Origin of the sequence: Pedobacter rhodius (assembly GCF_027213645.1) — a bacterium.
GTDB classification, from domain to species: Bacteria; Bacteroidota; Bacteroidia; order Sphingobacteriales; family Sphingobacteriaceae; genus Pedobacter; species Pedobacter rhodius.
Genome location: NZ_JAPWGL010000002.1, coordinates 146,278 through 161,485, shown reverse-complemented (window position 1 = coordinate 161,485; position 15,208 = coordinate 146,278). Strand labels below are relative to the sequence as shown.

Annotated in this window: 8 protein-coding genes, 1 tRNA gene and 1 other RNA gene; 7 read left to right on the top strand and 3 right to left on the bottom strand. The window is 39.5% G+C overall.

From position 1 onward, the window contains the following. Positions 1-77 precede the first annotated feature (77 nt). Together O0931_RS06240 and O0931_RS06235 are read left to right on the top strand one after the other, a co-directional pair. Positions 78-1,043: a phytanoyl-CoA dioxygenase family protein gene (locus O0931_RS06240; protein WP_269414699.1), complete on the top strand. Its 966-nt coding sequence runs from the start codon at positions 78-80 to the stop codon at positions 1,041-1,043. Between the two features lie 367 nt (positions 1,044-1,410). Further along, on the top strand, positions 1,411-1,788 hold the full coding sequence (locus O0931_RS06235; protein ID WP_269414698.1) for a carboxypeptidase regulatory-like domain-containing protein: 378 nt from the start codon (positions 1,411-1,413) through the stop codon (positions 1,786-1,788). 327 nt (positions 1,789-2,115) lie between these two features. Here the strand turns inward: O0931_RS06235 and O0931_RS06230 are convergent. Beyond that, positions 2,116-2,188, bottom strand: a tRNA-Lys gene (locus tag O0931_RS06230). Between the two features lie 181 nt (positions 2,189-2,369). Here O0931_RS06230 and O0931_RS06225 point away from each other — a divergent pair. The 3 genes from O0931_RS06225 to O0931_RS06215 all read left to right on the top strand — a co-directional run bounded on the left by O0931_RS06225 (position 2,370) and on the right by O0931_RS06215 (position 7,755). After that, complete coding sequence (locus O0931_RS06225; protein WP_269414697.1) at positions 2,370-4,805, top strand: glycoside hydrolase family 95 protein; 2,436 nt, start codon at positions 2,370-2,372, stop codon at positions 4,803-4,805. A gap of 818 nt (positions 4,806-5,623) precedes the next feature. Beyond that, positions 5,624-6,952: a sugar MFS transporter gene (locus O0931_RS06220; protein WP_269414696.1), complete on the top strand. Its 1,329-nt coding sequence runs from the start codon at positions 5,624-5,626 to the stop codon at positions 6,950-6,952. 308 nt (positions 6,953-7,260) lie between these two features. Continuing rightward, positions 7,261-7,755, top strand: coding sequence for a D-glycero-alpha-D-manno-heptose-1,7-bisphosphate 7-phosphatase (locus O0931_RS06215; RefSeq protein ID WP_269414695.1), 495 nt, complete (start codon positions 7,261-7,263; stop codon positions 7,753-7,755). 160 nt (positions 7,756-7,915) lie between these two features. Here the strand turns inward: O0931_RS06215 and fsa are convergent, their stop codons facing one another. Continuing rightward, complete coding sequence (gene fsa / locus O0931_RS06210; protein ID WP_010602758.1) at positions 7,916-8,575, bottom strand: fructose-6-phosphate aldolase; 660 nt, start codon at positions 8,573-8,575, stop codon at positions 7,916-7,918. An 87-nt stretch (positions 8,576-8,662) separates the two neighbouring features. Further along, an RNA gene (gene ffs / locus O0931_RS06205) (signal recognition particle sRNA small type) lies at positions 8,663-8,762 on the bottom strand. A 423-nt stretch (positions 8,763-9,185) separates the two neighbouring features. On the opposite strand from ffs, the gene gltB reads away from it, so the two are divergent. Continuing rightward, positions 9,186-13,685, top strand: coding sequence for a glutamate synthase large subunit (gene gltB, locus O0931_RS06200; protein ID WP_269414694.1), 4,500 nt, complete (start codon positions 9,186-9,188; stop codon positions 13,683-13,685). A gap of 3 nt (positions 13,686-13,688) precedes the next feature. Beyond that, complete coding sequence (locus O0931_RS06195) at positions 13,689-15,155, top strand: glutamate synthase subunit beta (protein ID WP_269414693.1); 1,467 nt, start codon at positions 13,689-13,691, stop codon at positions 15,153-15,155. Positions 15,156-15,208: the final 53 nt, after the last annotated feature.

The window sequence follows — 15,208 nt, the reverse complement described above, 5'->3', positions numbered from 1 at the left end:
ATAAAACTAGCGCACTAACTTTAGAATTAGTTGCTATCTTTGGAACTACCTAATGATTAATTTAAATTACTTCGACAATGATACGGTCAAACTTTCCATGGATTGAATCCCCATTCTTTAATCAAATCCTAGAATCCAAAGTACTTGAACCCTCTTTAAGAGCGCTTGCAATTGATTATAATAGAGATGGCTATGTCGTTTTGCCAAATTTTTTTCCAGAAGAACTAGTTGATTCAGTTGTAAAAGAAGCAAAGGAAAAAGGCTTCAATCCTGGCTTTAAGATTAAGACTTTTCGAAATGAGCAGCGGGTGCAAGATCTTTGGAAGGTTTCTAATCCCTGCAAAGAACTGGCATCTTACCCGCCCATATTAAAAATCCTTGAGACGCTTTACGGAAGGGAGCCGCTGCCGTTTCAAACACTAAACTTTAAATTTGGAAGCCAACAACGGGCACATTCAGATACTATTCATTTTAGCTCACTTCCTGCTAAATTTATGTGTGGCGTTTGGGTCGCGCTCGAAGATGTTACAAATGAAAACGGCCCACTCTTTTACTATCCGGGTTCCCATCGACTACCCGAATATAATTTTTCTCAAATTAAAGAAAGTTCAAAAAGCACATCATATAATGATTATATCGATTACGAGGATTTTATTGAAGAAATTGTTAAAGTAAGTCCGATAGAGAAAAAAATATTTCATGCTAAAAAGGGAGATGCATTAATTTGGTCAAGTAATATTTTACATGGAGGTTCTCCAGTTTTGAATGATGCGTCTACCAGATGGTCGCAGGTAACACATTATTTTTTCAAGGATTGTTATTATTATACGCCGATGCTTAGCAACATGGTTACAGACGAATTGAACCTAAGAAATAAGTTGACTAACATTGCGACCGGTGAACGAATTAAACCAAGCTATAATGGTGAACAACTGAATTACTTAAAGGCAAACAAAACTCAATATGTTTTCAATAATACCACGAGCCCTGCAACAGGCTCAATTAGTTTGTTATTAAGAAATTTATTCAGGCTTAAAAAGTAGTACAATGATGTTGGGCTAATAAATAACCAAAAGTTTACTGGATTTGGATATTTTAACCATAATAATATATGTCAACTAAAAACTTTTAATTAAAGTGTTTGAATATTTATCTGGCCTAAGCCGGAAAGTTCAAAAACGATGGCGCAAGTGTCCGCTTTTGCTATAGATAGCTTATAATTTAATCCTTAATTTTTTCTTGAGGTGAGCCTATTTGTTATGTACTTTGTAATTTCTTACGTTGATACAACAGATTATTTGGGTTTTAAATGTTAATTAATATTCAATTGATTAATTAGTTTTTCGAATATATTATTATTCACAAGCGAGATGCTTGCGCCAAAGGGGTATGTTAAATTATAAAAATATTATGAAACATATATTAAGCATATTATTTGTATTTGCTGCTCTAGTGAGCTGCGCTTCTTTAAACCGTACTGGTAGCTATACCAAAACAACTTTTAAAACGAAAAATAACAACGTTATTGTTACCGGAACCGTTTATGATACAAATAAAAATAATAGAACTCTGCCAGGTGTACCTATAAAAACCAGAGATACAATCCTTTTAACAACAACTGATGACAAGGGCAGATACCGAATTAAGCTTAAGGAGGGGCATCACATCCTAAGAGCTAGCTATATTGGCTATCTAATGAGGTCTACTCGCGATATTAACTTGGTAAATGGTGATTCAGTAGTGGTAGATTTTATATTGAAGGAATCACATGAAAAAACCATTAATTAAAAGTATATCCTTTTTATGAGATTATCTGAAAAGGTAGTCTCTTCCCATCTAGCACAAGCGTCCCGTCTATGCTCACATCGTAATAGGGTTCAAATTTTAAAGGCTAATCGAAATTCGATTAATTAGTTTTTCGAATATATGATTAGTCACAAGCGAGACGCTTGCGCCAGAGGGGGGAGACGCTTGCGCCAGAGGGAGGATTTTTCGCTCGCTTATCCCGAACACAAACCCGCTCAAGAGAAAAGTTCGAACCTGGGCCAGCGCTTCTGTTCGAATCCCAGCGGATAATAAACAAAAAATCCCCCAACTTTCGTTGGAGGATTTCTGTGATCCCGCTGGGATTCGAACCCAGGACCACTACATTAAAAGTGTAATGCTCTACCAGCTGAGCTACGGAATCAATTTAACTGAAACAGGTAAACCGTTTCCTTTAAAGTGGTGCAAATATAGGATTCTGCTGTATTTCGTGCAAATAAAAAATCAGGAAATGAGCTACTTTATTGATTTATAGGTCGATTAATTATTTGTCTTCTGTTTTTTGAACTAAATTGATATTTTTAAAAAATTATATCTACCCTGCCATGCACAAACTGAGTTTATTTTTACTGATTTATATTGCTTCTTTTTCCGTTGTATATGCCCAAAAATCGGCCCTTACCATCAGGTTTAATCAGCCGGCCGCAAGGTTTGAGGAATCTTTGCCGCTTGGAAACGGCCGCTTGGGGGCGCTGGTTTATGGAGGGACTACCAAAGAAAGAATTGCGCTAAACGAGATAACTTTATGGTCTGGCGGACCGCAAGACGCGAACAGAGATAGTGCATACCGCTATCTGAAACCAATACAACAGCTTTTGCTCGACGGTAAAAACAAAGAAGCACAAGCACTTCTGCAAAAGAATTTTGTTTCGAAAGATGACGGTTCTCATTATGGTAGCGCCGCAAATACCTTGTATGGTTCTTATCAAACCGCAGGCGATTTGTTTATTCAATGGAAAGATACGCTGGGTAGGGTTTCGGATTACAAACGGACACTGGATGTCGAAAAGGCTGTTTCAGAAACGCAGTTTACACGCAAGGGTGTTACGTACAATGAAAAGGTTTATACAGATTTTAACGCAGACGTAAGCCGCATACAATTTTCCGCCAGTCGTAAAGGCCGTCTCAACTTTACCATTTCCCTCTTTAGAAAGGAAAATGCATTGGTTACCGTTCAACAAGGCTACCTGGTTATGGAAGGGCAGTTGCCGGCCGGAAGTGGCAAGGGCATGAAATTTATAACCTTAGTTAAACCCAGGGTAACGGATGGGCGCATCAGGGTAGAAGGGAATAACCTGGTTGTTGAAAATGCGACAACATGTGAATTGATTTTAAATACGGAAACCAATTACGATCCTGTTCAGGCAAAATTAACGGCTGCAGCTATTTTGCCTGCGTGTAAACTCAAAATAGCGAAGGCTTTGGCAAAAACCGAAAACCGCTCTTTTGCGGAACATGTCCGGAAATACCAGTCGCTATTTAATCGTTGCAGGTTAAGTTTCAACGGAAATTCAACAGATGAAAATTTAACCACCGATGAACGGCTTGAGCAATATCAAAAAGGTAAAAGTGATTCGGCACTGCCTGCACTTTATTTTAATTTTGGCCGCTACCTGTTAATATCATCTTCAAGGCCGGGCCTGATGCCTGCCAATTTGCAGGGGCTTTGGGCAACCGAATACCAAACGCCCTGGAATGGTGATTATCATTTAAACATTAACCTGCAGATGAATTACTGGCCGGCCGAAGCCACGAACCTTTCATCATTAACGCAGCCGCTTTTCCAGTTTACAAAAAACCTGGTCCCAAATGGGGCTAAAACGGCAAAAGCTTATTACAATGCCGGTGGCTGGGTTGCGCATGTTATTGCTAACCCCTGGTTATATACTTCGCCCGGCGAAGGTGCGGAATGGGGTTCTACTTTAACAGGCGGGGCATGGCTGTCTACCCACATCTGGGAGCATTACCTGTATACAAAAGATATTAATTTTTTAAAAAAATATTACCCGGTTTTAAAGGGTTCGGCATTGTTTCTGAAATCTGTACTGGTAGAGGAACCGAAGCACAACTGGCTCGTGGTTTCGCCTTCCAATTCACCGGAGAATACCTACATCATGCCCGATGGATTTAAAGGACAGACGGCGATGGGGCCGACAATGGATATGCAAATCTGCCGTTCGGTTTTTAATGCTACTGCAGCCGCGGCGAAAATTTTAAATACAGACGCCGATTTCAGAAATGAATTAACCGGTATAATTCCAAAACTGGCACCGAATCAAATCGGGACGAAAGGTGATGTAAATGAGTGGCTCGAGGACTGGAAAGATGCGGAACCTAAACACCGCCACGTATCGCATTTATTTGGCTTGTATCCCTATGATGAAATTACACCCTGGGATACTAAAGAACTGGCGGCAGCAGCTGGCGTTACTTTAAACCAGCGGGGAGATGATGGCACCGGTTGGAGCAAGGCCTGGAAAATTAACTTCTGGGCAAGGCTGGGCGATGGTAATCATGCTTTTTTATTGCTCAAAGAATTACTGAAACCTGTTCATTCTTCCGTTTTAAATATGAGCAAGGGTGGGGGCACTTACCCAAATTTATTTTGTGCCCATCCACCTTTTCAAATCGATGGTAATTTTGGTGGTACGGCCGGAATTACGGAAATGTTACTGCAAAGCCATGGAAAAAATAATGTCATCCGGTTTTTGCCAGCATTACCAGACAATAAGGATTGGCAGGCCGGAAGCCTGAATGGTGTTTGTGCAAGAGGCGGTTTTGTGATTGATATGAAGTGGCAAAACGGTGCCCTGGAAAAGGCAACCATTGTAAATCCTGTAAATAGTAGCCCCTGCTTTATTTTTCTTCCTAAGGGTTTAAGAATACTGGATGCTAAAGGGAAGGTAATCGTAAATGCCATGAATTCTTCAGGAGTTGTTAAATGCTCAATGCTTAAAAATCAAAAGTATACAATAGGTTAGATGTTGTAATTTTAAATAGTTTCTTAGGTTTCGAAATAAAATGAATCCGGTTATTTAATAAGAGCATGTCTGAATTTCATTCATAATTTATACATGTTGTTGCGTTGAGCCTGTCGAAATGCTGTATGGAAAAGGTCTTCGACAAGCTACTATTGATGTTATTTATTAAATTGCTGATATACATTAAGTTATGGATTACGTGTGTTTGCGTTTTATAAGGCCAAAGTACTGTTTCTCCGTTTTGCTTTAAACCGGCCTAACAAATTTTTGGGGATGTACTATCCAAGCCAGAGCACAACCTTAAATACAAAAATTTTCAGCCGGCAATTTTGTTTCTTTTGTTGCCAAAAGAAAAAAGCCTGTCCGGCCAAGACAAATAAAAAAGCCCGTCCTGCGGACACCTCTTTAAAAGAGGGACTGCAAATAGCAAACGTCATTTATATTGATTTTTATGAAATAAATTATCCCTCAGACTAACTTGTATAAGGTGTTAAATAAATTTAGGCAGTTTCTAAAAATTATGAATTAAAAATATAATTCGGGAAGCTATAATGACTCGCATTATAAATCATTAATTATAAAAGATGGCTAAATATGGCCTTTTGTAATAATTCCTGCTGTAAAGAGTAGAGGATTAATTTATAGATAGAAATATACAGGCTGAAACATATTGAATTTTGCTTATTTTATTCCAAACAGAGCTTTTTCTTTAGCATTTGTTCATAAAAATCTGTTAAAATTTAAATTACGCAAACGTTTGATGCCCGAAAACAGAAATTATTTGTTTAGTTTGGCCGAAAAATCAAACCAAACATTTCATGTCGACTACTAAACAAGAACAAAATTACGGTTTTGCCCTATTCGTTATAGGCGTTTTATTTTTCATTTTTGGATTTATAACCTGGGCAAACAGTCAGCTTATTCCTTATTTAAAAATTGCTTGTCAGCTTACAAGCACCGAATCCTATTACGTTGCATCAGCATTTTTTGCGGCATATTTTGTAATGTCTATCCCCTCATCGTTTGTATTAAAGTTTACAGGCTTTAAAAAGGGCATGTCTGTTGGTTTATTTGCCATGGCCATTGGAGCCGCAATTTTTATTCCTGCGGCCTATTCGCGGAGTTTTCCAACCTTCCTGATAGGTTTGTTTGTTATCGGAAGCGGACTGGCCTTACTTCAAACGGCTTCCAATCCGTATGCGGCTGCAATCGGCCCTAAAGAAAGTGCCGCGAAGCGCATAAGTATTTTAGGGATATGCAATAAAATTGCCGGTATTATGGCCGTTTATGCCTTAGGAAGCATTATACTTAAAGATAGTGACGCCTTTGAAGCGAGTTTAAAAACCATGAACGAAGCGGCGAAGAATTTAGCTTTAGATGAGCTTGCTCAAAAAGTAGTAATGCCTTATATTTTTATCGCGGCATCTTTTGCCCTGGTAGGTGTGCTGTTGTTTTTTATCCAGCTTCCTGAAGTGGAAGAAACCGAAGATATATTGGATTTAGAAGCGCTTCCGGCGGGAAAATCAGATAAAACGGTATTCAGTTACCCGCATTTAATTGTAGGTGTATTGGCCTTATTTTTTTATGTAGGGATGGAAGTAATCAGTTATGATACATTTGCCGGTTTTGGAACACATTTGGGTTACAAGCTCGATGTTTCAAAAAGTTTTGCCACTTACACGGGTTATGGCCTTCTTTTAGGGTATACCGTCGGCATTATTTCAATTCCCCGGTTTATTTCTCAAAGAAATGCGCTTGTAATTTCTTGTGTGTTAAGTATTGTATTGGTTGTATCGGTGATTTTGATTAAATCAAATCCTGATTTTACCACGATTAACGTACTGGGTTATGCATTAAATTTACCTACACATCCGGCAGTCTGGATATTTGCTTTACTGGGTTTCTCTAACTCTGTAATGTGGCCGGCTATTTTCCCGATGGCTATCGATGGATTAGGCAAGTTTACCAAAATGGGTTCAGCATTACTGATAATGGCGATTGTAGGCGGTGCGATACTTCCCCCGATTTATGGTTTGTTGTCTGAAAAAATGGGGGATGCCCAGAATGCATATGTCATTATGATACCCGCCTATTTATTCATTTTGTATTTTGCCGTTAGCGGACACAAATTGGGCAAGAGATTTTAGTAGATTTATCGAAATGGCGGGGTATCCTTACCGTCATCCCGGCCGCAGTGTGGCTGATCAATGGAACTTTAATTTTTGCATTATTCTTTTTAAATATTTTTATATAAGAACTAAATCGAATTTACAAAAGCATATACAAAATCTGCGCTTATGTGTGGAACTGCATTTTTTTAAAATAAGAAATTCAGACAGCTTCTTGAAAGGTTGATGATTTAAGTTTTCCTTTGCCATTAATTTTGAGTTATTTTGGATAATTAATTTTTAAATGGAAAACAGTAAATTATTGTTTTCAAACTCCTAATTCCTAAATGAATAAAGCTATTTTTCTCGATCGTGATGGCGTTTTGAATCACGAAATATATGATTACATCTGTCGTGTTGAAGATTTTAAAATCCTGGACTATCAAATTCCTGTATTAAAAAAGCTCTATGATGAGGGCTACCTGTTGATTGTAATCACAAATCAGGGTGGAATTGCATTAAAGCGATATACTGAACAGGAACTGGCCATTATGCACCAGCTGTTGAGAAACGCTTTTCTTGCTCAAGGCGCTGATATCGCCGGGTTTTATTATTGTCCGCATCACCCTACAGTAGGTGGCGAATGCAAATGCCGTAAACCAAAATCGGGAATGATTTTAGATGCAATTGATATGTATGAGATCGATCCTGCTTTATCAATTATGATAGGTGATAAACCCCGTGATGTTGAAGCCGCGAATGGTGCAGGGGTGAAGGGCATACTAATCGAACCAGATGAGCAGATTAGTTATGAAAAGATAAAGGAAACACTTGAAATGTAAAATGGGAGATGGAGCATGTAAAATGGAAGATGTAAAATGGGAGATGGAAGATGTAAAATGTAAAATGGAAGATGGAAAATGGGAGATGGAAAGGTTTTGAGCAATTTGCCCATTATCTATTTCCCATCTTCCATCTCCCATGATCCATCTTACATAAATACTATTTTCCTGCTGCTTTAGCGTGATCTGCTAAGAAAGTAGCTAAGCCGCTATCTGTTAACGGGTGTTTTAATAAACCAACAATTGCGGCCAATGGTGCTGTAATTACATCTGCACCCAATTTAGCACAATTTACAATATGTAACGGCCCGCGGATTGATGCGGCTAAAATTTGAGTTTCATAACCGTAATTATCGAAAATGGTTCTGATGTCTTCAATCAAAACTAAACCATCACTGGAAATATCATCTAAACGGCCTAAAAACGGAGAAACATAGGTTGCACCTGCTTTAGCAGCCAATAAAGCCTGTCCGGCAGAAAAAATTAAAGTACAATTCGTTTTAATTCCTTTTGAAGAGAAATATTTAATGGCTTTAACACCATCTTTAATCATCGGAACTTTAACAACGATTTTAGGGTTAAGTGCCGCTAAAGCTTCACCTTCCTTAACGATTTCATCAAAAGTAGTGGATATTACTTCAGCACTTACATTATCATCAACGATATCGCAAATTGCTTTATAATGGTTAATTACATTTTCTTCGCCGGTAATACCTTCCTTAGCCATTAAGCTGGGATTGGTGGTTACGCCATCTAAAATGCCAAGATCTTGAGCTTCTTTGATTTGATCAAGGTTTGCTGTGTCAATAAAAAATTTCATGATTATAAATTCTTAAATATTTGAGTTTCTAAGATTAAACCCTGAAGAATTTAAATATCCCCCCTTCAGGGGGTTAGGGGGTAAAAAAAAGGGCAAGCACCTTCTATCGCACCGCTACAACCTTCTACCCTTGCTGCGTTCCCACCCTGGGGGAGTTCAAAGGGAGCTGGTCGTAAAAGACTTGCCCGGCACAAAGGTAGAAAAAGATGTGGTTTCACGAAATGCATTTTTCTAATTTTTTAGTCATTAAAGCTATATTGCTGATTAGTAATTTAATAAAGTTTATTTTGAGCCTTTTATTCATTCTTATCAGACGCTAATGGTAGAGGCCCGAATATTAATTATCACTTATTACCGGAATTTCCTGTAAAAAATCAGGTTTATGGTAAAATTGAATCCTCAGCTATTCACTAAAAAACGGCTTATTTATGCAAAAACCTTAATTGTTAAATTATTAATTATTATGTATTTAATTTATTAATATTTTAATTTAAGTTTATAAAATTGCTTAATAACTAAAATTATTCTAAAAATTGTGTCAACTCTGTAATCTAACTTCGTTTTTTTGTATCTTAGTGTTTCCTATACACTAACAACTAACGAGCAAAGAATGGAACCAAACAGTGGATTGTACAATGCGCAATTTGAACACGACGCCTGCGGCATCGGGTTTGTTGCGCATGTGAAAGGGCGAAAATCGCATCAAATTATCTCCGATGCACTTACTATTTTAGAAAATCTAGATCATAGAGGGGCATGTGGAGCAGAACCAAATACAGGCGATGGTGCCGGTATTATGATTCAAATCCCTCACGAATTTTTTTACGATGAATGTTTAAAAGCTGGCTTTAGCCTTCCTGCCACCGATAATTATGGCGTAGGTATGCTGTTTATGCCAAAGGATATCCGATCGAGAGAAGAATGCAGGGAACTTATTTACCGTGCTGCAGAAAAACTTGGTTTAGAAATTTTAGGTTTCAGAAAAGTAGATACGGATACAACGGATATTGGTAATATGGCGCTTTCTGTAGAGCCTGAAATTGAGCAGGTTTTTATTGCCCGTCCGTATGCGGTTAATCCTGGTGCCGATTTTGAACGTAAACTTTATATTTTTAAGAATTACTTAATAAAACTAATTGTTAATACCGTTCATGGCGGTAAAGATTTTTATATTGTTTCGCTTTCCGCACAAACCATCATATACAAAGGTCAGTTAACGTCGCTTCAGGTTCGTACTTATTTTACTGATCTAAGTGATAAACGTGTGGTTTCTGCACTAGGCTTGGTGCATTCGCGTTTTGCTACCAATACATTTCCTTCATGGCGATTGGCGCAGCCTTTTCGTTTTATAGCGCACAACGGTGAAATTAACACTTTACAGGGAAATTTAAACTGGTTCAGGGCAGGTGTTAAATCTTTTGCATCAGCTTATTTTACGCCGGAAGAATTAGATATGCTGTTGCCTGTAATCGATGAAACAAACTCAGATTCAGGTTGTTTGGATAATGTTATTGAATTATTACTTCATGCAGGCAGAACACTTCCTCATGTTTTAATGATGCTTGTTCCGGAGGCCTGGGATGGCAACGAGGACATGGACCCCGTTAAAAGGGCTTTCTATGAATTCCATGCAACTTTAATGGAGCCATGGGATGGACCGGCGGCAATTGCTTTTACCGATGGAAAATTAATCGGTGCTACTTTAGATCGTAACGGCCTTCGTCCTTCGCGTTATGCCATTACATCCGACGACCGTGTAATTATGGGGTCTGAAGCCGGTGCTTTAGCCATCGACCAAAGTACGATTATTGAGAAGGGCCGTTTAACGCCAGGCAAAATGTTCGTTGTGGATATGGAGCAGGGCAGAATTATCAGCGACGAAGAAATTAAAACGCAGGTTTGTGGTAAAAGTCCGTATGCCGACTGGATAAATCAATATCAAATCCGCTTAGAAGAATTACCGGAGCCTCGTGTTATGTTCACGGGCCTTTCTGAAGAATCTATTTTTAAATACCAGCAGGTTTTTGGTTACAGCAGGGAAGACATTGATTTATTGCTGAAACCAATGGCCATCGAAGGTAAAGAACCAATTGGTTCGATGGGTACAGATACGCCGCTTGCAATTTTATCAAAACGGCCTCAACACTTATCCAATTATTTCAAACAGCTTTTTGCACAGGTAACCAATCCGCCAATCGACCCGATTCGTGAAAAGGTGGTGATGAGTTTGGCCAGTTTTATGGGTAGTAACGGTAATTTGCTGGAGGAAAACCCTCTGCAATCGCACTGTGTCGCCATTAAGCATCCTATTTTAACCAATCAGGAATTAGAAAAATTAAGAAGTATTGATACCGGTGTTTTCCAAGCAAAGACTTTACAAACCTATTTCAGGGCTGATGGAAAGCCCGGCGCTATGGCGAAAGCTTTAGATCGTTTATGCCGCTATGCGGTTGATGCCGTTGAAGATGGTTTTCAGGTTATTGTATTAACGGATAGGGCAATTGATTCGGAGCACGCTGCAATGCCATCGCTATTAGCGGTTTCTGCTGTACACCACCATTTAATTCGTAAAGGCTATCGTGGTGCGGTTGGTATTGTTATCGAAGGCGGCGACATCTGGGAAGTGCATCATTTTGCAACCCTGTTGGGCTTTGGCGTTACGGCAATTAACCCTTATTTAGCTTTAGAAACAATAAATGGTTTTCAAAGCGAATCTGGCTTATCAGGCGAGCAACTGACCAAAAATTATATCTACGCGGTAAATAGCGGTTTGCTTAAAATCTTCTCTAAAATGGGTATTTCAACCTTGCAATCGTATCAGGGTGCGCAAATTTTTGAGATTTTAGGTTTAAATAAGCATGTTGTTAATACGTATTTTACCGGAGCGGTTTCACGTATCGGTGGATTAGGTTTGGATGAAATTGCAAAAGAAACACTCATTAAACATCACCGTAGTTTCGGTCCGGCAACACAAACTGAAAACTTACTGCCTGCTGGCGGTACTTATAAATTCCGTCGCAGGGGCGAGGCGCATTTGTTTAATCCGCAAACCATTCATTTGCTGCAAAATGCAACGCGTAAAAACGATTACCAGATTTTCAAACAATATTCAAAGCTTGTAAATGAGCAAACCCAGCAGGCTTATACCATCCGTGGACTGTTTGAATTTAATTACAGCCGTCCGTCGGTTCCTTTAAATGAAGTAGAACCAACGGAAGCGATTTTAAAAAGATTTGCAACAGGTGCCATGTCATTTGGTTCGATATCGCATGAGGCCCATTCTACTTTAGCCATAGCGATGAACCGTATCGGTGGAAAAAGCAATACCGGCGAAGGCGGTGAGGATGAAATGCGTTATACCAAACTGCCGAATGGCGATAGCATGCGTTCGGCCATAAAACAAGTTGCTTCGGCCCGCTTTGGTGTAACGAGCTATTATTTAACAAATGCCGACGAGTTACAGATTAAAATGGCTCAGGGGGCTAAACCTGGTGAAGGTGGACAATTGCCTGGCCATAAAGTTGATGACTGGATTGCAAAAGTTCGTCACTCTACACCCGGGGTGGGCTTGATTTCACCTCCGCCACACCACGATATCTACTCTATCGAAGATTTGGCACAGCTAATTTTTGATTTGAAAAATGCAAATCGTGCAGCAAGAATCAACGTTAAACTGGTTTCAAAAGCAGGTGTTGGAACCATTGCCGCAGGTGTTGCAAAAGCACATGCTGATGTTATTCTGGTTTCAGGCTTCGATGGCGGAACAGGTGCATCACCATTAACATCTATCCAGCATGCAGGTTTACCATGGGAACTTGGATTGGCTGAAGCGCACCAAACCCTGGTTAAAAATAAATTACGTAACCGGATTGTACTGCAAACGGATGGTCAGCTTAAAACCGGCAGGGATATTGCCATCGCAGCTCTACTTGGTGCCGAAGAATTTGGTGTGGCAACAGCTGCATTGGTTACAGCAGGTTGTATTATGATGCGTAAATGCCATTTAAACACTTGTCCCGTTGGTGTTGCAACCCAAGATCCTGAATTAAGAAAACTTTTTACAGGTGATGCTGATCATGTTGTAAATTTATTTTATTTTCTTGCCGAGGAATTACGTGAGCTAATGGCTGAATTAGGTTTCAGAACCATTAACGAAATGGTTGGCCAGGCTGATATCTTAAAAGTGCGTGAATTGCCAGCTGAAGACTGGAAGTTAAAACATTTAGACTTATCGCCGATATTGTTTAAAGCGGAAGAAAACGGATTACCGTTATTTAATACCGAAGGCCAGGATCATGGCTTAGAACATGTTTTGGATCATCAGCTTATTGCTGCAGCACAACCCGCTATTGATCATAACGAACCTGTTTTTGCGAGCTTTGAAGTTAAAAATACAGATCGTGCGCTGGGTACAATGTTATCAAATGAGATTTCAAAAGTACATTTAGGTGCCGGTTTGCCGCCGGATACCATCAATTTTAAATTTGTTGGTTCTGCAGGACAAAGCTTTGGCGCTTTTAATACGCGTGGTGTTACTTTATCATTGGAAGGCGAAGCGAACGATTATGTAGGAAAAGGTTTATCAGGCGCAAGACTTGCCATTTACCCTTTCTCAAACTCGACTTTTGTTCCGGAGCAAAATATAATTATTGGTAATGTGGCGCTTTATGGAGCAACATCCGGTGAGCTGTTTGCCCGTGGAAAAGCCGGCGAACGTTTTGCGGTTCGTAACTCTGGCGCTACTGCCGTAGTTGAAGGGGTCGGCGACCACGGTTGTGAGTACATGACTGGTGGCGAGGTATTAATTTTAGGTGATACAGGAAGTAATTTTGCGGCCGGAATGAGCGGCGGTATTGCCTGGATATATGATCCTAACAGAACTTTTGCCCGCAAATGCAATAAAGAAATGGTTGATTTAGATCCGTTGCAGGTTGAAGATGAAGAAAGAATTTTAGCATTGCTTAAAACGCATATTCGATTAACGGATAGTAAGGTTGCGGAATTTATCTTAAGCGATTGGAAAACACAATCGAACCATTTCGTAAAAGTATTCCCTAAAGAATACAAAGCAGTTTTAAACAGAAGAGCATCACAAGTAAAAATACACTAGGCCATGGGAAAAGTAACAGGATTTCAGGAATATGATAGAGTTGCGCCAACCAGAGAAGCGGCCGCAACCAGAATAAAACACTATGGGGAATTTTTAAATGAATTACCCGCAGAAGAATTAAACAGACAAGCTGCACGTTGCATGGATTGCGGCGTTCCATTTTGCCAGTCGGGTTGTCCGCTTGGCAATGTAATACCGGAGTTTAATGAGGCTGTTTACCAGGCCAAATGGGAACTGGCAGCAAATATTTTATTAAGCACTAATAATTTCCCGGAATTTACAGGAAGAATTTGTCCGGCACCATGCGAATCTGCATGTGTATTAGGTATTAACCGTCCGCCGGTTTCGATTGAGGAAATTGAAAAGCACATTATCGAAATTGCTTTTGATAAAGGTTATATTAAAGCGAAAGCACCGCTAATCAGAACAGGCAAAAAAGTTGCCGTTATTGGTTCAGGTCCGGCAGGCTTAGCAGCTGCAGCTCAGTTAAATAAGGTTGGGCATGAAGTTACGGTTTTCGAACGTGACGATGCCCCAGGTGGTTTGTTAAGATATGGAATACCAGACTTTAAACTTCAAAAAAATGTTGTCGACCGGCGAATTGATTTGATGAAAGAAGAAGGCATCATTTTTAAATGTAACGCTAACGTTGGTGAAAATGTTGAGATAAGTACTTTACTGAGAGATTTCAATGCGATTGTTTTAGCAGGTGGTTCAACCATTCCGAGAGATTTACCAATTCCAGGCAGGGCAGCAAAAGGCGTTCACTTTGCTATGGATTTTCTTAAACAACAAAACAAACGTGTTGCCGATAGAAAATTTGATGTAGAAGACATTTTAGCAAGCGGTAAAAATGTAATTGTAATTGGTGGTGGCGACACAGGGTCAGATTGTATCGGGACTTCAAATCGTCATGGTGCAAAATCAGTAACACAGTTTGAAATTATGCCGATGCCCCCTCAGGTTCGTAACGAGCACATGCCCTGGCCAAACTATCCGATGCTGCTTAAAAACACTTCATCCCACGAAGAAGGTGCTCAGCGGGCTTGGTCGGTAAATACCAAAAACTTCATTGCTGATGAAAACGGAAATTTAACCGCTTTAAAAGTTGTGGATGTTGAATGGGATATTGACGCAAACGGAAGACCGGTAAGTTTTAAAGAAGTTGCCGGTACAGAAAGGGATTTGCCATGTGAACTGGTATTATTGGCTATGGGCTTTTTACATCCTCAGAAAGAGGGTTTAATTGAAAAATTAGGCATTGAACTGGATAACCGCGGAAATGTAAAAGCTTCAGAGCATACTTATCAAACAAATATCGCGAAGATTTTTGCGGCAGGAGATGTTCGCAGAGGTCAATCGTTAGTGGTTTGGGCCATATCGGAAGGAAGAGAGGCTGCACGTAAAGTTGATGAATATTTAATGGGTATAACTAAGCTTGCATCAAGGGATGCTATTGCTTATGCATAATTAACTGAACAGATAATTCAGAATTGGTCGCAGCTTATGTTGCGACCTTTTTA

Coding starts and splice junctions, on each gene's coding strand:
- O0931_RS06240 (WP_269414699.1), top strand. CDS start 78: ATGATACGGTCAAACTTTCCATGGATTGAATCCCCATTCTTTAATCAA.
- O0931_RS06235 (WP_269414698.1), top strand. CDS start 1,411: ATGAAACATATATTAAGCATATTATTTGTATTTGCTGCTCTAGTGAGC.
- O0931_RS06225 (WP_269414697.1), top strand. CDS start 2,370: ATGCACAAACTGAGTTTATTTTTACTGATTTATATTGCTTCTTTTTCC.
- O0931_RS06220 (WP_269414696.1), top strand. CDS start 5,624: ATGTCGACTACTAAACAAGAACAAAATTACGGTTTTGCCCTATTCGTT.
- O0931_RS06215 (WP_269414695.1), top strand. CDS start 7,261: ATGAATAAAGCTATTTTTCTCGATCGTGATGGCGTTTTGAATCACGAA.
- fsa (WP_010602758.1), bottom strand. CDS start 8,575: ATGAAATTTTTTATTGACACAGCAAACCTTGATCAAATCAAAGAAGCT.
- gltB (WP_269414694.1), top strand. CDS start 9,186: ATGGAACCAAACAGTGGATTGTACAATGCGCAATTTGAACACGACGCC.
- O0931_RS06195 (WP_269414693.1), top strand. CDS start 13,689: ATGGGAAAAGTAACAGGATTTCAGGAATATGATAGAGTTGCGCCAACC.